This window comes from Halopelagius fulvigenes (assembly GCF_055398025.1).
This window is the reverse complement of the sequence record NZ_AP043846.1, coordinates 931,379-948,998: the sequence shown is the minus strand read 5'-3', so window position 1 is coordinate 948,998 and position 17,620 is coordinate 931,379. Positions and strand designations below refer to the sequence as shown.

Below are 17,620 nucleotides of genomic sequence, written 5' to 3'. Positions count from 1 at the left end.
GTCTCCCCCCTTGCCAGCGGTCGGACCGTTCGCCCGGGAGCGAGGGGCGGTCGCACCGTTTTCGCGGAATCTATCGCCGAGGGCGCACGCCGGTCGAACGGCGAGTCGCGCGTCAGAACGGGGCTTCCGGTCCTTCGTCGGCGTTCGCGCCGGGGTCGGCCGTCTCGCTTCGCGTTTCGAGGGGGCCGTCCCACTCGGTGAGTCCGCCGGCCATGCTCTCGACGCGCGCGTCCGCCGTGCCCTCGTAGGACTTGATGAGGCGGGCGGCCTGCACGCTCGCTTGGCCGTGTGGGCAGACGGTGACGATTCGGTCGGCGTCGCCTATCTCGGCGACGCGCGTCGGCAGTTCCCCGAAGGGGATGTTGAGGCTCCCCGGGATGTGCCCGCGGGAGAACTTGCCGGGCGAGCGGATGTCGACGACCCGCGGCGGGTCCTCGTCGTCGAGGAGCGTCTCGACTTCTGCTGGGTCGATTTCGCCGTCCATATCCGCGAGAAGCCGGTCGCGGGGTAAAAGTCCTCCTCTCGCCGCCCTCGTTCGTTTCCGCGCAGTTCTACAGCAGTCCCTCCTCGCGGGCGAGGAGGACGCCTTCGACCGTCGCGTCGTTCGTCGGGCTCTCCCGCGCGACGGAAAGCGCCTCCTCGACGGGGACGGACCGGACCGAGAGGAACTCGTTTTCGTCCAACTCCGGTTCGACCGGGGTGAGACCCTCCGCGAAGACGTACGCGCGCCGGTGCCGGAGGAGGCCGGTCGAACACCACAGGTCCTGCAGGACCGACGTTCCGGCGGGGTCGAAGCCCGTCTCCTCGCGGAGTTCGCGCGCCGCCGCCGCGGTGTAGGACTCGCCCTCCTCGACGATGCCCGCCGGGAGTTCCAACTGCGTCTCCCGCACCGTCGGTCGGTACTGCTCGACGAACAGCAGTTGCCCGTCCTCGACGGCGACGACGACCACCGCCGTCGCCAGTTCGGCCCAGTAGTAGCGGTTCGTGCTCCCGTCGGGTTGCTCCACCAAGTCGTACCCGCCGGTGTACCAGGGCGTCTCGTACTCCGTCTCCGACTCCACGACGGGCCACTCCGGGTCCGCCAACGATTCGTGTCTCCGTCCGTCTTCGGCCATGTCGGCCGTCACTCGGAGACGCGCGCCCTTAGTTCCACTCGCGGCTACGCGGATCGGGCGTCGTCCGTCGCCTCGTTCTCACCGGCGTCGTCCGACCCCTGGAACCGCGGGCGATAGAGGCGGGCGAACGCCCGTCTGCGGAGCGTTCCGACGGCCGCCTCGCGTTCGTTCTGGAACGTGGCGGCGACGACTTCGCCGGCGAACGGCGCGGCGTGCCAGGCGACGCGTTCGACCGACGGACTCCCCAGTTCGGTCACCTCGTACTCCGGGTGGTCCTCGCACCACGCGTCGAACTCCTCGCGCGCGCCGACGGTGACGGCGAGTCGCTCCGCGAACAGCACGTTCCGGGCCGTCTCGACCACGTCGCCGGTCACCCGTTCGCGGTACTCCTCGCGATCGAACTCCATCGCCTTCGCCACCTCGCGGACGACCGACTGCGCGGTCGGTCCGGCGGACTCGAACGCCGCCTCGGCGGCCGACTCGCTCTCCGGTTCGAGGCTCCCTTCGGTCTCCATGCATCTTCGTCTCCCGCGCGGTCACTAACCGCTTTCCGTCGCGTTCGACGCCGCGGGCGGTGCGCCGAGAGAAGAGTTCGTCCGCGTCGGCCGCCTCGCGTCCGCGCCGACGGTCACTCGTCGTCCGTCTCGCCCTCGTCCTCGTCCGCGACGCGTTCCGCGCGCATCTGCTCCGTCAGTTCCTTCGCCTCTTCGAGGACGGCGCGCGCCTCGTCGTCGAGCGTTTCGCCGCCCATTCCGGCGGCCGCCGCCGCGTTGAATCCGGGGTTCGTCTCGGCTCCTCCCTCGAAGGGCGACCCGTGGTCGCCTCCGGTGCGGCCGCGTCCGCCGTGGTCGTGGACGGTGTCCTCGAACACCTCCTCGTACTCCGTCTCCTCGGCGTACTCGGCGACGACCGGACCCAGTTCGTCCGCGTTCGTCGAACTCCACTCGGGGACGTGTTCGTCGAGCCACGTCTCGTGTTCGTCGCCGTGGAGCATCGCGGTGAAGGCGACGTGGTTCGCGAGGTGCTCTGCGTCTCGTTGCGGCGTGTCGCAGACCGGGCAGGCGTACCCCATGGTCGTCCGTTGGCGACCGTCGTACAAGGGTCGTGCGGTCGAACCGGGTCGAGGAGAACGAGTCGCCGAACGAAGTCCGGCGGGCCGCTACCGGCGTTCGGCGACGGGGTCAGTACGGCGGCTCTTCGACGGTCACCTGGCCGTCTTCGCGCACGCTGACCTCGTATCCGATGTATCCGAACTGGACGACGGCGAGTTCGCTCTCGTCGCGGTTCCGGACCGGAGGGTTCCGGTTGAGAGACTCGAAAAGGCGTTCGAGCGCGTCGGTGTCGACGACGGACCCGACCGGCGGAAGCGAGAGCGCGTCCGTCTGGTCGCCGGTCCACGCCTCCGCCACCGCGCGCGCGACGGTGACCGCGATGCCGGTCGCGCCCTCCCAGTCGTGTCGCAAAACGACCGGCTCCTCGCTGCCGTTTCGTTCGTACGGTTCGACTCGTTCCCCTATGACTCGTTTTTCGTCCATGTGTATGCCAATTATTTGCTGTACCGACCGCAACCGTTACTCTCAGTAGTCCTCCATTGGGCTTAGTCCTCGCCTCTACTATAGTAGTGCGAGCGCGTCTGACGACTCTATTCGAATAGTACCTCTCCGCCGATCACGCGAACGCCGTCCGGACCAACTTTCGCTCGGCGGCCCGGAGGTGGTACTGGAACGTGGGCGAGGAGATGCCGAATACGCCCGACAACGTCGTCGCGGTGGTGCGGCGTGGCCACTCGTAGAAGCCGCCGTGGTACGCGGCGCTTATCGCCTCCTTCTGTCGCTCGGTCCACTCGTCTTCGAGGCGCGCGCGGAACCCGTCTTCGGTCTCTATCGGGTTCGTCACGGTGCGCTTCGAGACGAGCGTCGTCTCCGGGTGGATGGCCGAGAACGCGTCCACCACGGAGCGGACGTTGACGTTCTCGGGGAGGGTGACGACGACCCGACAGGCGGTTTCCGTCGCCGTCATCTCGCGCAGTCGCCCGCCGCCGGCGTACAGCACCTCGAACGACGCCCGGTCCGGCAACTGCATCTCGTAGCGGTGGTCGTCGTCGTCGTCGCCGTCGGTGAGCTCCGTGAGCGACGTCCCCGCGGGAAGCGCCTCTTCGACCGCCTCGCGGTCGGCCCGCGTCTGGACGAACGTCCGGTAGCGGCCGTCGGCGGTCGGAATCACGCCCGTGACGCGAACCTCCCGGCCCGTCTGGCGGGCGAGGGCGAGCAGCGACTGCCGTTCGTCGGTCACCGCGAGTTCGATCTCCGTGCGCCGGTCGGCGAGCATCGCCTGCGACCGACCGAGTCGGTCGATGACGTTTCCGAGCGTCGCGCCGAGTTCGGCCAGCATCTCGCCGTCCTCCTCGGCGAACGCGTCGGCGTCCGTCCCGTGGACGACGAGCAGGCGACTCTCCCCCGCGGGGACGACGGCCAGAGACTGGAAGCCGTACGAGAGGGCGTCGCGCCTGTGGGCCTCCCACCCCGGCGCGTCCACCACGTTCTTCACCACCGCGGGGGAGAGGCTCTCGACGGCGTTGGCGACGATTTCCGGGAACGGGTCGGTCGAGAGGACCTCGCCGAGGCGGTGCGCGTAGCCGTCTTCGACGCCGCTCGTCGTCGTCGGCGTCGGCGACCCCGTCGCGGCGTCCATCTCGCAGAACCACGCGAACCGGTAGGGTCGCGCATCGGCCAATCGCTCGCAGGCGCGGGCGGCGGCCTCCTCGCTCGTCGCCGCCTGCACGACCGCTCCGGTCACCTCGCGTATCGTCCGGTTGATGCGGTTCAGCTTCGTCAGGCGCTCGTTCTGCGACTCCAGCCTGCGGTCCCTGTCGCCGAGGGCGGCCTCCGCCTCGACGACGGACAGTATCTCGCTCATCGTGGAGGCCAGCAGTCGGAACACGTCCGTGCCCGACTCGTCGGTGACTGTGTCGCGGTCCATCTCGACGGAGAGGACGCCGTACTGCCCCACCGCCTCCGCGACGAGGTTCCGTCCGCATCCGGTTCCGCTGTCCACGATGACCGTCTTCTCCTCGGCGAACGCGCGCCAACACGGGTTCCCGCCGGGGGCGACCAGTTCGTCCGGGTCGGCGTCCGACGCCGGGTGCGGGCGGAGCGTCCGCTCTCCGGGGTCGTACTCGAAGAAGTCCACGGAGAGCGGTTCGAAGAGGTCCTCGCAGGCTTCGACCGTCAGCTCGACCGCCGCGTCGTAGTCGGTCACGCGCGTCAGCGACCGCGTGTGCTCCTGCAGGGTGGTGAGCAACCGTTCGCGCCGCCGGCGCGCCGACACGTCGCGCGAGATGCCGACCGTGCCGACGAACCGCCGTTCGCCGTCGTCGTCCGTCTCGAACAGCGCTGAGAACCGCGTCTCTATCCAGACCGAACTGCCGTCCGGTCGGTCCAACGGGAACTCGACGGTGGCGGCCTCCCCCGTCTCGGCGGACTGCCGGCGCAGCTCCGCTATCTTCTCGGCCGTCTCCTCGTCCATGATGTCCGTGCCGGCCGTCCCCAGCAGTTCCTCCCTGCTCCGGCCGAACAGGTCGGCGAACCCCTGGTTCACCTCGACGAAGCGGAACTCGTCGTCGAGGGCGTACACGCCGTCGTCGGCCGTCTCGACCATCCACTCGTAGCGGAGCAGTTCGAGTTCGCGCTCCCGCCGTTCGGTTACGTCGGTCAGGTAGACGGAGACGCCGTTTCGAGACGGGTACACCCGGTGTTCGTACCACGCGCCCGTCGGGGGGTACACCGCCTCGAACGTCGTCGGTTCGCGCTTGTAGCGGGCGCGTTCGTACTGCGCGCGGACGTAGTCGTCCTCGAAGAGGGTCCAGACGCTCCGGCCGACCACGTCCTCGGACTCCGCGCCGAGGAGGCGGGCCGCCTTCGGGTTCGCGGACGTTATCCGCCACTCCTCGTCGAGGCCGTAGACGCCCTCCCCGATGCGCTCAAACACCTCTTCGAGCGTCGAGCGGAGCGTCTGCCGTTCGATGGCCGCGCCGACGAGCCTCGCGATGTTCTCGATGAAGCGCCCGTCCGTCTCGTCGAACATCCCCGGCTTCTCAGAGTGCGCCGTGATGACGCCCCACGGCCCGTCGCGTCCCTCGATGGCGACGCTCAGTCCGCTCTGGATGTTCGCGGAGTCCTCCAACGCGCTGGAGTCGAAGCGGTCGTCGAGGAACACCCTGTCGGAGACGAGTGCGCCGTCGGCCCACAGCGTCCGTTCGGCGTGCGTGCCCGGTCCGAGGGAGACGCCGCCGACGTAACTTTGGGGCCACCCCTCGACGGCGAGCAGTTCCACGTCGCCGACGGACGGGCGGTGCCGACCGACCGCGATGTACGCCGCGTCCAACGCCGCCGCGAGTCGTTCGACCGTCTCCTCGAACAGTCGCTCGTACGTCGGCCCCGAGAGGGCGAACGCGCCGAGGTCCGAGATGACGTACTGTTGGGCGATGCGGCGCGTCCGCTCTCGGTCGCTCCGGTGGGCCTCGACGGCCGCCTGAACGCGGTGCGCCAGCCACGTCGCCTCCGCGTCGGTGCCGCGCGCGGCGAGATAGTCCGTCGCCCCGGCGTCGAACGCCTCCCGGCCGCCCTCCTCCTCGTCGGGGTCCACGACGAGGATGACGGGCAGCCCCGGCTCCCGTTCCCGCACGTCGGAGACCAGCTTCGCTCGCGCCTCGGGCGGCACGGCCCCGACGATGCAGTCTACTCGTCCCTCGTCCACGTCGCCGACGCGCGCCGCCGCGTCGTCCGCCGACGCCCGCCAGAGGGTCGGATCTCCGAGGACGGCGTCGAACGCCGCGCCGAAGAGGGCGGGCGGGTCGCCGACGACGAGGATGGTGTTCCTGTCGGTCACTAGATGCTCGTCGGCTACGCGGGGGTATCACCTTATCGCCCGGCGGGGCGAGTCGCGCGGCGTCGATCCGCTCAGGCCTGCCACGCGTCGAGGTCTAACACCATCAGGAACGCGTCCTCGCCGTCGGCGTAGTAGCCGGGGACGCGGCGCGCCGGCTCGAACCCAACGTCGCGGTACAGCGATATCGCGGGTTCGTTGCCGATGCGCACCTCCAGTTTTACGAGCGTCGCGCCGTCGATGGCCAACGCGACGAGGGCGCGTTCGAGGAGGTAGCGGCCGAGTCCCGCCCCGCGCGCGTCGGGGCGGACGGCGATGTCCTTGACGTGTCCGATACCCCGCCCGTGGTTCGGCATCACGTCCGAGACGACGTAGCCCACCACCGCCGCCCCGCGGACGGCGACGAGAAAGCCCGGTTCGTCGAGGAACGTCTCGAACGCCGAGTAGGGCCACGGCTGGGAGAACGAGCTCTTCTCGATGCGGTAGACGTCGAGGAGGTCCGACCGCGTCGCCCTCCGAACGACCGTGTTCTCCGGCGCGGCGGCGTCCGGGCCCGACCCGTCGGCCCGCGCGTTCCGGTCGGTCCCGTCCGGGTCCCGTGACCTCTCGTTCACTGTCGGCACGTACGCGAGACGGGCGCAAAAACGCGACGACTCCGGGGACGACGGCGGGGGAGTCGAACGGACGAGACGGACCGGACGCTACCGGAAGAGAACCGAAAGAATGGGACGATGGTCGGCGCGGAACGGGAGTTCAGTCGTCCGCGGGCGCGGCGCCGCCGGAGGAGTCTTCCTCGTTCTGCTGCTTCGTCAGCGACAGCTTGCCGCCGGCGGTGAGGATGTGACGTTCGCGTTCGGACGCGTCGAGCGTCGCCGTCGCCTCCCAGTCGTCGTTCACGCGGACCGTGAACTCTTCCTGACCGGATTCGACGGCTTCGGCGACGTCGTCGACGATTGCGATGTCGTCGCCCTGCTCTATCTTCTCGTACGTCTCCTCGTCGATGGCGAGGGGGACGATGCCGAAGTTGAACAGGTTCGCCTTGTGGATGCGCGCGAATGACTGCGCGAGGACGCCCTCGATGCCGAGGTACATCGGGCACATCGCGGCGTGTTCCCGGGAGGATCCCTGACCGTAATTCTCGCCCGCGACGAGGAAGCCGCTGTCGGCCTGCTTCGCGCGCTGAGCGAACGTGTCGTCGACGCGCGAGAGCGTGAACTCAGAGAGACGCTCGATGTTCGAGCGGAACTTGAGGATGTCGGACGTCGCCGGGATGATGTGGTCCGTCGTGATGTTGTCCTCCATCTTCAGGAGCGCCTCACCCTCGATGTTCGCTTGGAGGGGGTCCTTCAGCGGCACTTCGCCGATGTTGGGGCCCTTGATGAGTTCGTCGTCGATGGCCTCGTCGGGCGCGATGAGGTCCGCCTTCGACGCGTCGTACTGGTCGGGGAGTTCGACGCCGGGCGCTTCCAGGTCGTCGAGTTCGTCCGCGAGGTCGCGGGGGTCGACGATCTCGCCCTTTAGCGCGGCCGCGGCGGCGACCTGCGGCGAGGCGAGGAAGACCGAGTCGTCCTCGATGCCGGAGCGACCCTCGAAGTTGCGGTTGAACGTCCGGACGGAGACCGAGTCCGAAGCCGGGACGTGGCCGATGCCGATGCACGGCCCGCAGGTCGCCTCGGAGACGTTGACGCCGGCCGCCATCATCTCGGCGGTCCAGCCTTCGCGGGCGAGAATCTCGCTGGCCTGCTTCGAACCGGGCGCGACGATGAGGTCGGTGCTCTTTGCGACTTCGCGGCCCTTGACCATCTTCGCGGCCGGGAGGATGTCCTCGTAGCCGCCGTTGGTACAGGAACCGACGATGACCTGGTCGACTTCCGTCCCCTCGACTTCGCGGACGGGGACGACGTTGTCGGGCATCGACGGCTTGGCGATGAGCGGTTCGATCTCCGAGAGGTCGATGACGACTTCGTCGGCGTACTCGGCGTCCTCGTCGGCCTTGAGTTCGACGTACTCGTCCTCGCGGTCCTGTCGGGCGAGGTAGTCCTTCGTCTTCTCGTCCGTCTCGAAGATGGACGAGGTGGCGCCGAGTTCCGTCCCCATGTTGGTGATGGTGGTACGCTCGGGCACCGAGAGCGACTCCGCGCCGGGGCCGGTGTACTCGAACACCTTGCCGACGCCGCCCTTCACGGAGAGGCGACGGAGCATCTCGAGGATGACGTCCTTCGCGGACGCCCAGTCGGGCAGTTCGCCTTCGAGGCGGACGTTGACGACTTCCGGCATCTCGACGTAGTACGCGCCGCCGCCCATGGCGACTGCGATGTCGAGGCCACCGGCGCCGATGGCGAGTTCGCCGAGGCCGCCGGGCGTCGGCGTGTGAGAGTCGGAGCCGAGGAGCGTCTTTCCGGGCGCGGCGAAGTTCTCCTTGTGGACGTTGTGGCAGATACCGTTGCCCGGTCGGGAGAAGTGCGCACCGTACGTGCCCGCCGCCGAGCGGAGGAAGCGGTGGTCGTCGGTGTTCTTGAAGTCGAACTGGTACGTCTGGTGGTCGCAGTACTGCGCGGCCAGTTCGGTCTGCTGTTCGTCGAGGCCGAGCGCCTCGAACTGGAGCCAGACCATCGTCCCCGTGGTGTCCTGCGTGAGGACCTGGTCGATTTCGATTCCGATTTCCTCGCCGGGCTCGAGCTCGCCCTCGACGAGATGGTCGTCGAGTATTTTTTCAGTAAGCGTCTGTCCCATAACGTGTCGGAGTCGGCCGTCTACGATTATAAATCCCGCGTGTTTGAGGATAGAGGTATGTTCCTTATACGCATAAGAAGAATATCTACGACAATCATGAACAACGCCTCCGTCGTTCGATTTTTTGTATCTTCAGGCTGATATGACTGTCGCGGAGACAACGACAGCGCTTTTTCGGTCGCCGAGACTCTCCCGCTATGTTTCGCTCCGGAGGATTCGTCGCGGACCGCATCGACCCGATAGACGACTCGCAGGTGCAACCGAACGGCGTGGACCTGACCGTCGCCGCCGTCCTCGAACAGGTCGAACCCGGGAGAATCGGCGTGGACGGGAAACGAATCGGCGAGAGGCGGGAACTGGACACCGAAGATGGCGTCTACCACCTCTCGCCCGGCGGGTACGTCCTCCAGTACGCCGAGACCATCCGCATCCCCGAGGGACACGTCGGCTTTCTCTACCCCCGTTCGTCGCTGATGCGAAACTCCTGCATGCTCGACACCGCCGTCTGGGACGCCGGATACGAGGGGAAGGGCGAGGGCCTGTTGGAGGTTCACCACGAGATAGAACTCGAACGCGGCGCGCGCGTCGCGCAGCTAGTTCTCGCCGAGGCCGACCACGAGGGGACGTACGACGGGTCGTATCAGGGCGAACGCGTGGACTGAGCCTCGACCCCGAACGCTCCCGACCGACGTTCTTCGAGACGCCGAACCCGGCGGCCGTCGCCGACGAGTTCCCGATCCGTGGATTATCGACCGCGTCCGCGTGGTTCGTTACTTCTCTGGGTACGCGCGCGAAGAATCAATTGAGTCCCCGCGTCGTTCCGGTGGACGACCCGGAGAGAGCGCCGTCCGGTCGGCGTTTCGCCGGGCCGACGACCCGTCCCGCGGTTCTTGACGCGCGTTCGACACGTCCCCGTCCGGCGGGTTGCGAATGTCCCGTTTTCCTGCGCGTTCTCCGTCGAAATAGGCCGCCACAAACGACTTGGGGTACCCAAAGGCACATTTACGCGCGACTCCAAAGGTTGTGCAACTGATGTCCAGAAGCCCCTCTCTCCCTGAACGCCCTCGTCTGGACCTCGACCCGGAGATGTCCGAGGCCGAGCGCCTGTCGGCTATCAGGCAGCACTTCGAGCGTCTCGTCGCGGTGAACGACGAGCTCGACGACCGACTCTCGGAGGCGCTCGACAGACGCGAGGAGTTGAAGGAGGAAGTCGAACAGCTGAAGAACCGCAACGAGGCGCTGAAAACGTCGTCGCTGTACGTCGCGACGGTCGAAGAGGTGACCGACGACGGCGTCGTCATCAAACAGCACGGTAACAACCAGGAGGTGCTGACCGACGCCTCGCCGCACCTCGATGCCGAAGTCGAGTCCGGCGACCGCGTCGCCATCAACGACTCCTTCGCCATCCAGACGCTGTTGGACGACGAGACGGACTCGCGCGCGCAGGCGATGGAGGTCGACCGGTCGCCCGACGTCCGGTACGAGGACATCGGCGGCATCGACGAACAGGTCCGGGAGGTCCGCGAAGCGGTCGAGGACCCCCTCAAGAACCCCGAGATGTTCGAGGAAGTCGGCGTCGACCCGCCGTCCGGCGTCCTCCTGTACGGCCCGCCGGGCACCGGGAAGACGATGCTGGCGAAGGCCGTCGCCAACGAGACGGACGCGACGTTCATCAAGATGGCCGGGTCGGAACTCGTCCGGAAGTTCATCGGCGAGGGCTCCCGCCTCGTCCGCGACCTGTTCGAACTCGCCGCGGACCGCGAACCCGCCGTCATCTTCATTGACGAGATAGACGCCGTCGCCTCGAAGCGGACGGACTCGAAGACGTCCGGCGACGCGGAGGTCCAACGGACGATGATGCAGTTGCTCTCGGAGATGGACGGCTTCGACGACCGCGGCGAGATTCGCATCATGGCCGCGACGAACCGCTTCGACATGCTCGACGAGGCCATCCTCCGCCCCGGTCGGTTCGACCGCCTCATCGAGGTGCCCAAGCCCGCGCCGGAGGGTCGCCAGAAGATCCTGGAGATTCACACCCGCGACATGAACGTCGCCGACGACGTGGACTTCGCGGACTTCGCGGAGAAACTGGAGGACTACTCCGGCGCGGACATCGCCTCCCTCGCCACCGAGGCGGGGATGTTCGCCATCCGCGACGAACGGACGGAGGTCACCCGCGCGGACTTCGAGGCCGCCTACGAGAAACTCGAATCCACCGACGACTCGACGACGCTTCCGGGCCACACCGACTACCAGTACTGACTCCCGACGCCTTACTTTCGTAACTCCTTATTTCCCGCGCCGCCGTTCTCCGACGATGAGCACAATCTACGTGGTTCGCGGCGTGGGCACTGCGCCCACCAAGATGGCGTCGTACGACGCCGCCTTGGCCGCGGCCAACGTGCACAACTACAACCTCGTCACCGTCTCCTCCATCGTCCCCGAGGGCGCGTCCGTCGAGGAGGTCGACACCGCGCCGAACCTCGGCCCGGCGGGCAATCGCCTGACGGTCGTGCAGGCGCGGGCGACGACGGCCGAGGAGGGCACCGTCGCCGCCGGACTCGGGTGGGCGACCGGACCGGGACCGGGCCTCTTCTACGAGGCGTCGGGCGAGGACCCCGAGGCGGTCCGGCGGGCGGTCGAAGACGGGTTGGCGGCGGGCCGCGGCCTCCGCGAGTGGGAGTTCGACGACGAACGCGTCGTTATCACCGCCGCGGAGGCCGACGGCGAGGGGTACACCACGGCGGTCACCGTCGCCGCCTACGGCGAGAGCGAGCCGATACTGTGATAGAGTTTCGCACCCTTCGACGGCTTTATCAGCGTACTACGCTTATGAAGAGTGACTTATCCTCATGAACGGAAACAACCCCTACGCGGGTTCTCCCGGCGTCGTCGATGCGGGCCGTCCGAGCGAGGACGACCTCTCGACAGAACAGGTCCGGACGCTGCGCGAGGCCGTCGCGGGAATCGTCTCCCGCACGCAGTCGTATCTTCCGGAGGGGTACGCCATCGGGTCGGAACTCTCCTACGGCAGCAACGGTCCGCAGGCGACGGTGGCCGTCCACCCGCCCGTCGGCCGGCCGGTCAGCGCCGGTTTCACCCCCGACGAGAACGACTTGGAGTCGGGTCTCACCGACGACGACAGAGACGAAGTGGCTCGCGGACTCGCCGCCTCCGCGGCGTTTCAGGTCATGAACGCAGTCGGCGACGAACTCACGCCGACCGCTCGCTGAGGCGTCTCCGCGCGACGAACGCGTCACGCTATTCTGCGAAAACCGAGAGAGCGACGCTCGAACGAGACGGTTCTATCGCGACCGTACCGAGCGGTCGCGGCCTCATCCGCGTCGGCCGAGGCGGTCGGGCATCGGCGGCTTCACGAACAGGCCGTAGGCGAGCAACGCCGCCGAGGGGAGACCGCCGACGCCCGCGCCGACGGCGACCGGAACGGACGTGAGCACGGCACCGACCACGCCCAGCATCAGCGGAAGCGGCAACAACAGCAGCAGAACGTCGTACTCCGACTCGAACGTCGGTACTATCGCTTCACCGGTCGGTGTCTGTCTCGTGCTCATGTAACTCACCTCCGACGTAACGTATGGACGGCTCCGTAGTAAATATTACTCCGAACCGCGATAGCCTATCCGCCGAACGTCTCCATAACTTACGAGGCGCTTCGAGGTCGGCCCCGCCGAAGCACGTTTGTCCGGGAGGGGCGAAGGCGGGGTATGGATCCGTCTCCGCTGGACGTCGTGGATCAAGCCATCCTATTTCACCTCCAACGCGACGGTCGGCGCGCGATAACCGACATCGCGGACGCGGTGGACGTCTCGGACAACACCGTCCGCAACCGCATCCGGAAGATGGAGGAGGAGGGCATCATCGAGGACTATCAGGCGAACGTCAACTACGACAACGCGGGGATTCAGCACCTGTTCATGTTCGTCTGCACGGCGCGCGTCGCCGAACGCGCCCGACTGGCCGCCGACGTTCGGAAGTACCCCGGCGTCGTCGAAGTCATCTCCCTCATGACCGGCAACGAGAACGTCTACGTCATCGCGGCGGCGAGAGCCAAAGACGACGTCACCAACCTCGCCTACGACATCGAGGACCTCGGACTCCGAATCGAGCGGGAACACCTCATCTCGGACCACCATCGACAGGCGTTCAGCGGATTCTCGTCGGAACTCGCGTCCGACGATTAATACTGGATGAGAATTGAGGAAAATTAATCTCTTTTATATTGTCAGTCACGTTTTTATACTCTAGTGGCGTACGAAGAGGCGATGGTCTACACTCGAAATTCTCTCCGCGCAGACGCCGCCGACAGCGTCACCGAACGTATTCTCATCTCGGTTGCGGACCGCGAAGGGACGGACGTGCTCTCGATGCCGCCGTTGTACGAGTCCGTCGACCCCGACGCCCTCGAACAGCTCGTCGCGTTCGGCGGTGTGGCCGAGATCTCCTTCACCTACCTCGGTTACGACGTTACCGTCGACGGCGACGGCAACGTTCGCGTCCGCAAGCTCGGGAACTCGTCCGGCGGCGACGCCGTCAGGGTGTGACGTAGGACGGTGCCGAAGAACGTCAGATGCGCTGAGTGCGGACTCGCACTGTTAGCCCTCGAATCGCTCGGCCCGACGCCGCTGGGACGCGACGAGTGTCCGAACTGCGGCGGCGCGGAGTTCAGTTTCGAGTGACGGGGACGCCGCCGCCGGCGGGTCCGCGCTACTCCTCCGCCTCCTCTTCTTCCTCCTCCTCGAAGCCGTCGTTGACGGCCAACGGGAACAGGACGCCGACGACGACGACGACGGCGACGAACATCCACGAGTTCCACCACACGAACTGCGACCCGACCGCCGAGAGGAGAAGCGCCAACGCTCCGAACCCCAGTATGACCTTGTTCTCTCGGGACACCATGCGAGCGCGTTCGCGCGGAACGCACAAAAACGAGTACGTCCGTTAGGCCGTCACTTCCCCCAGAAGGGGTCGCGTTGGCGGTGCTTATCGAGATAGCCCGTGAGGGCCTCCAGTTCGTCCGCCGGGATGTCGTCGGACAGCTCCTGTTCGAGAATCTTCGCGTGCTTCTCGGGGAGTTGGACCCACAGTTCGTCGCCCTCCTCTATCTGGCGGCCGACCGTCGGCCCGTCGATGGCGACGGAGACGCGCTTGCCCGCGCGGGCCTTCGAGACGTCCTCGCCCTGTTGTTGGATGCCGGAGAGTTGACCGACGCGCTTCGGTTCGTTCCCCTCCCACTTCGCGATGTGCGTGTTGTTTTTCAGGGTCCCGGAGAGTATCTCCACGCCGACGACGGCCGGACTCGACTGCCGGAACACGTGGTCTTCGAGGATGCGGAACCGGCAGGGCCGGACTATCTTGTCGAGCACCGTCTCCTGTTGGGCGCGTTTTCGCTCCTCGACGAACTCCTCGTAGTCCTCGATGAGCTGGTAGATGACGTCGTCGTCGAACAGGCGCACGTCGTTCTCGTCGAGTTCCTTCTTCGCGTTCGGCAGGACGTCCACGTTGAAGCCGAGGATGACCTTGTGTTCGTCCTCGCGGGCCGTCGAGGCGATGGCCACGTCGCGCGGCGCGATGTCGCCGACTTCGGCGCGGAGGACGGGCACTTCGGCCTCCTTCAGCGCGTTCGCCATCGCTTCGAGACTGCCGAGGGTGTCGGCTTTCACGACGACGCCCTCCTCCTCGGTGTCCACCTCTATCTCGGCGAGTTCGGCCTCGACTTCCGCGATGACGTCGTCTAGCTCTCGGTCGCGGACGACGCGAATCGGCGCGCCGGCCATCGCCAGTTCGAGGTCCGGCGCGGCGATTTTGATACCGGAGGCGGCGGTGACGGAGTCCACTTTGTTGAAGCGCTTCTCGGTCCGAATCTCGGCGTTCGGGCGCGGTTGCAGGAGGGCCCGCACGTCCGTCACGATGGGGCCGTCCATCCCGCCGACGACGACGGTGTCGTCCTCGGCGATGGTCCCGTCGTACAGCACCACGTCGAGCGTCGTCCCGAACCCACGTTCGTCCTTGACTTCGAGGACCGTCCCCGCGCCGGGGCCGGCGACGTCTATCTCCATCTGCTCTTTCATGTAGCGCTGGGAGAGGCCCATGAGCACCGCGAGCAGGTCCGGAATCCCCTCGCTCGTGATGGCGGAGATGGGGACGACGCCGACGTTCTTCTGGAAGTTCTGGACGCGCCAGTAGAGGTCCGCGGAGAACCCCTCGTCCGAGAGGTTCCCGATTATCTCGTAGAGGTTCGAGTCGAGTCGCTGGCTGGCGTTCTGCGACTGCTTTTCGTACGTCTGCTGGATGGGCGCGCCCTCGTGGGGGTTCCACCCGGGCGTCGTGTCTATCTTGTTCGCGGCGACGACGAACGGCGTGCCCGTCCGCTTGAGGATGTCGAGGGCCTCGATGGTCTGCGGTTGGAACCCGTCGTTGACGTCCACGACGACGATGGCGATGTCGGCGAGTGCGCCGCCGCGGGACCGCAGCGTCGTAAAGGAGTGGTGCCCCGGCGTGTCGATGAACAGCAGTCCCGGCAGGTCGAAGTCGCTGGGGTCCACGAGACTGCCCGCCATCTCGGACACCGTCTCCAAGGGGACGGCCGTCGCGCCGATGTGCTGGGTGATAGCGCCCGCCTCGCCCTCGCTGACGGCGGAGCCGCGTATCTTGTCGAGCAGGGTCGTTTTCCCGTGGTCGACGTGCCCGAGAACGGCGACGATGGGGGTGCGGAGCGTGTTCGGTTCTGCGGCTGAGTTCGCGTCGGCGTCGGAGTCTGTGTCAGACATGAAGAATCACCCCGGAGAAGTTCTCTTGTCCGTAGCCTGTTCGGGATCGCAGTTAAGTCCATCGTCACGTCCGGGCGGCGTTCGCGTCGGAAACGGCGTCTTCCGCTCCCTCGGGGACTGATAGCACGGTTCGGGGTGCTCGAGCGCTCGGCGGTCCTCGCCGCCGGATTCGTCGGCCGGTCGTCAGACGGCCCGTGGAGTTTATGTGGGGCTACACGGTATGCACCTGCATGGCCGACATACTCGCCGAAAACCTCTCGGGGAAGGCCGTCATGGGCTCGGACGGAACCGAGCTAGGACAGTTGTACAACATCACGATGGACTTGAAGACCGGCGCGCTACACGACTTGCTCGTCTCCCCGAACGACGAGGTTCGCCCGGGACAGTTCGCGTTCGAACAGGACGACCGAGGTCGATTCCGCGTCCCCGTCTCCCGCGTGCAGGCGGTCAAGGACTACATCGTCATCCAACGCTAATCGACGCCGATGCACATCCTCGATTCTTCTGCGTTCATCAACGAGTACCACACCACAGAACAGACGGCCTCTATCCCCATGGTCAACGAGGAGTTGGAGGGAGAGGCGTCCTTCCGCTTCGACGCGATGGAAGGCTCCGGGATGCACATCCACATCCCCGCCTCGGGCACCGTCGAGAAAGTCCGCCGCGCGGCGGGTGAGACGGGCGACCGGGAGACGCTCTCGGACACCGACATCCGCCTTCTGGCCGCCGCCTTCGAACTCGACGGCGTCCTCGTGACCGACGACTACGCGATGCAGAACGTCGCCGACAAACTCAACGTGCAGGTCGAAGTCATCGCGCAGGACGGCATCTCCGAGCAGCGAAACTGGAAGTACCAGTGTCAGGGCTGCGGGCGCGAGTTCGACGACAACAAGGACCGCTGTCCCGTCTGCGGGATGGACCTCGCGCGGAAGAACCCGGCGTAACCGCCCACCCACCTTTTCACGCGGAGGGTTTCCTCGCGCGCCTCCGGCGCACTGCGGGAACCCTCCCCGCAAAAACCTGGAGGGAAAAAGGCCGCGAGGCTCGGCCTTCGGAAGAACGGGGTTCTTCCGCGCTCCCGTTCGCCTTCGGCTCACGGGAACTCCGGCCTCGCTCGCGGTACGAGACGGTAGTGCGACCTGTTCTTGGATCACCGATTTCCGCGCATCGGTTACGTATCTGCATCTGGGACGAGTAACGACTCTGTCCTGTACCGCGAGGCGAGCGAAGCGACCCCTCGCGGCACTTTTTGGTCCAGATCTTTGGAGGGGGTTCGAGCGCGCCTCCGGCGCGCGAGGACCCCCTCAAAAAAGGTGGGTCGCCGTCGCGTACACGTACGCGAACTGGACGGTGTTGAACAGGCCGTGGACCGCCGCGGGCACGAACAGGTTCTCCGTCTTCTCGTACACCGTCCCCAGCGTCGCGCCGAGGAGGAGGATGACGCCGAGGGTGACGAACCGACCGCTCCCCGAGAAGGAACTCCAGTGGATGGCCGCGAAGACGGCGCTGGCGGCGACGATACCGAACGCGGTGCCGTAGGCGCGGCGGAACGACCCCTGCACGACGCCGCGGAAGACGAGTTCCTCCGTCGGCCCCACCAACAGAACGGTCACCGGAATCAGGTAGAGGTAGTACACCGGTTCGTCCTGCCCCTGCGCGACGAGGTTGCTTCCGGCCATCTCGATGCCGAGCGCATTCATCCCGAACACGATAGCGAGGTAGAGGCCGACGAGTCCCAACAGGCCGCCGGCCACCCACGCCGCGTCGCGGGCCGTCGGCGCGCGGACGGACACCAACTCGCGTTGATCCGTCACGACGAGGTAGCCGACGGCGGCCACGCCGAACCCGACGAACTGCGCGGCGCTGATCAACGCGCGTCCGAGTGCGCTCTCCGGCGCGACGCCGAACGCTTCGATGAGGGGTCGGCCGAGCGAGATGAAGATGCCGGCGGCGAGGATCGCGAGGCCGACGACGACGAACGCCCCACCGAACGCCCGGAGGTGCGTCCGCGCGTCGTGGAGCGACGAGGCTTGAGGATCGGTTGCCATGGCGAAGACGGCAGTCGGTAGGCCGCCGCGGCGGATAGAATCACCGATCGGG

Annotated in this window: 21 protein-coding genes; 9 read left to right on the top strand and 12 right to left on the bottom strand. The window is 66.9% G+C overall.

The annotated features are described in order from the left end of the window. Positions 1-112: 112 nt before the first annotated feature. The 8 genes from ACZ522_RS09440 to ACZ522_RS09405 form a co-directional block, all read right to left on the bottom strand. Positions 113-484, bottom strand: a complete 372-nt coding sequence (locus tag ACZ522_RS09440; protein WP_379692638.1) for a rhodanese-like domain-containing protein — start codon at positions 482-484, stop codon at positions 113-115. Between the two features lie 67 nt (positions 485-551). Further along, entirely contained in the window at positions 552-1,115 is a 564-nt protein-coding gene (locus ACZ522_RS09435; protein ID WP_379692640.1) for an NUDIX hydrolase, read from the bottom strand. 44 nt (positions 1,116-1,159) lie between these two features. Further along, on the bottom strand, positions 1,160-1,630 hold the full coding sequence (locus ACZ522_RS09430; RefSeq protein ID WP_379692642.1) for a DUF5809 family protein: 471 nt from the start codon (positions 1,628-1,630) through the stop codon (positions 1,160-1,162). Positions 1,631-1,743: 113 nt separating this feature from the next. Further along, complete coding sequence (locus ACZ522_RS09425) at positions 1,744-2,187, bottom strand: DUF5810 domain-containing protein (RefSeq protein ID WP_464391806.1); 444 nt, start codon at positions 2,185-2,187, stop codon at positions 1,744-1,746. A gap of 109 nt (positions 2,188-2,296) precedes the next feature. Beyond that, complete coding sequence (locus ACZ522_RS09420; RefSeq protein WP_379692646.1) at positions 2,297-2,650, bottom strand: HalOD1 output domain-containing protein; 354 nt, start codon at positions 2,648-2,650, stop codon at positions 2,297-2,299. Positions 2,651-2,783: 133 nt separating this feature from the next. Beyond that, positions 2,784-6,002 (bottom strand): bacterio-opsin activator domain-containing protein, encoded by a 3,219-nt coding sequence (locus ACZ522_RS09415; RefSeq protein WP_379692648.1) that lies wholly within the window; start codon positions 6,000-6,002, stop codon positions 2,784-2,786. Between the two features lie 71 nt (positions 6,003-6,073). Next, complete coding sequence (gene rimI, locus ACZ522_RS09410; RefSeq protein WP_379692649.1) at positions 6,074-6,613, bottom strand: ribosomal protein S18-alanine N-acetyltransferase; 540 nt, start codon at positions 6,611-6,613, stop codon at positions 6,074-6,076. A 139-nt stretch (positions 6,614-6,752) separates the two neighbouring features. Continuing rightward, the gene (locus tag ACZ522_RS09405; protein ID WP_379692650.1) at positions 6,753-8,732 is read right to left on the bottom strand and encodes an aconitate hydratase; all 1,980 of its coding nucleotides are present in this window, start codon (positions 8,730-8,732) and stop codon (positions 6,753-6,755) included. Positions 8,733-8,929: 197 nt separating this feature from the next. On the opposite strand from ACZ522_RS09405, the gene ACZ522_RS09400 reads away from it, so the two are divergent. From ACZ522_RS09400 to ACZ522_RS09385, 4 genes are all read left to right on the top strand, one after another. Continuing rightward, positions 8,930-9,394: a deoxyuridine 5'-triphosphate nucleotidohydrolase gene (locus ACZ522_RS09400; protein WP_464391805.1), complete on the top strand. Its 465-nt coding sequence runs from the start codon at positions 8,930-8,932 to the stop codon at positions 9,392-9,394. 370 nt (positions 9,395-9,764) lie between these two features. Further along, a complete protein-coding gene (gene pan2, locus ACZ522_RS09395; protein ID WP_379692652.1) occupies positions 9,765-10,994 on the top strand; it encodes a proteasome-activating nucleotidase Pan2 in 1,230 nt (409 codons plus the stop codon). A 55-nt stretch (positions 10,995-11,049) separates the two neighbouring features. After that, complete coding sequence (locus ACZ522_RS09390) at positions 11,050-11,520, top strand: pyruvoyl-dependent arginine decarboxylase (RefSeq protein ID WP_379692654.1); 471 nt, start codon at positions 11,050-11,052, stop codon at positions 11,518-11,520. 64 nt (positions 11,521-11,584) lie between these two features. After that, entirely contained in the window at positions 11,585-11,965 is a 381-nt protein-coding gene (locus tag ACZ522_RS09385; RefSeq protein WP_379692655.1) for a DUF5811 family protein, read from the top strand. Positions 11,966-12,067: 102 nt separating this feature from the next. On the opposite strand, the gene ACZ522_RS09380 is transcribed toward ACZ522_RS09385, so the two are convergent. Beyond that, positions 12,068-12,304, bottom strand: a complete 237-nt coding sequence (locus tag ACZ522_RS09380; protein WP_379692657.1) for a DUF8015 family protein — start codon at positions 12,302-12,304, stop codon at positions 12,068-12,070. 153 nt (positions 12,305-12,457) lie between these two features. Between ACZ522_RS09380 and ACZ522_RS09375 the strand changes: the two genes are divergently transcribed. The 3 genes from ACZ522_RS09375 (at position 12,458) to ACZ522_RS09365 (ending at position 13,429) form a co-directional block, all read left to right on the top strand. Then, complete coding sequence (locus tag ACZ522_RS09375) at positions 12,458-12,934, top strand: Lrp/AsnC family transcriptional regulator (protein ID WP_379692658.1); 477 nt, start codon at positions 12,458-12,460, stop codon at positions 12,932-12,934. A gap of 81 nt (positions 12,935-13,015) precedes the next feature. Further along, positions 13,016-13,294, top strand: coding sequence for a HalOD1 output domain-containing protein (locus ACZ522_RS09370; protein ID WP_379692660.1), 279 nt, complete (start codon positions 13,016-13,018; stop codon positions 13,292-13,294). 9 nt (positions 13,295-13,303) lie between these two features. Beyond that, entirely contained in the window at positions 13,304-13,429 is a 126-nt protein-coding gene (locus tag ACZ522_RS09365) for a hypothetical protein (protein ID WP_379692661.1), read from the top strand. Between the two features lie 28 nt (positions 13,430-13,457). Here the strand turns inward: ACZ522_RS09365 and ACZ522_RS09360 are convergent, their stop codons facing one another. Both ACZ522_RS09360 and infB read right to left on the bottom strand, forming a co-directional pair. Next, positions 13,458-13,649 carry a hypothetical protein gene (locus ACZ522_RS09360; protein ID WP_379692662.1) on the bottom strand — a complete coding sequence of 64 codons (192 nt, stop codon included), beginning with the start codon at positions 13,647-13,649 and terminating at the stop codon, positions 13,458-13,460. Between the two features lie 50 nt (positions 13,650-13,699). Beyond that, positions 13,700-15,520, bottom strand: a complete 1,821-nt coding sequence (gene infB / locus ACZ522_RS09355; RefSeq protein ID WP_379692663.1) for a translation initiation factor IF-2 — start codon at positions 15,518-15,520, stop codon at positions 13,700-13,702. A 230-nt stretch (positions 15,521-15,750) separates the two neighbouring features. On the opposite strand from infB, the gene ACZ522_RS09350 reads away from it, so the two are divergent. Both ACZ522_RS09350 and ACZ522_RS09345 read left to right on the top strand, forming a co-directional pair. Then, complete coding sequence (locus tag ACZ522_RS09350) at positions 15,751-15,996, top strand: PRC-barrel domain-containing protein (protein ID WP_379692664.1); 246 nt, start codon at positions 15,751-15,753, stop codon at positions 15,994-15,996. Positions 15,997-16,005: 9 nt separating this feature from the next. Then, positions 16,006-16,464 (top strand): NOB1 family endonuclease, encoded by a 459-nt coding sequence (locus ACZ522_RS09345; protein WP_379692665.1) that lies wholly within the window; start codon positions 16,006-16,008, stop codon positions 16,462-16,464. A 360-nt stretch (positions 16,465-16,824) separates the two neighbouring features. Here ACZ522_RS09345 and ACZ522_RS09340 read toward each other — a convergent pair whose 3' ends face one another. Continuing rightward, the gene (locus tag ACZ522_RS09340) at positions 16,825-17,568 is read right to left on the bottom strand and encodes a CPBP family intramembrane glutamic endopeptidase (RefSeq protein ID WP_379692666.1); all 744 of its coding nucleotides are present in this window, start codon (positions 17,566-17,568) and stop codon (positions 16,825-16,827) included. Between the last annotated feature and the right edge of the window lie 52 nt (positions 17,569-17,620).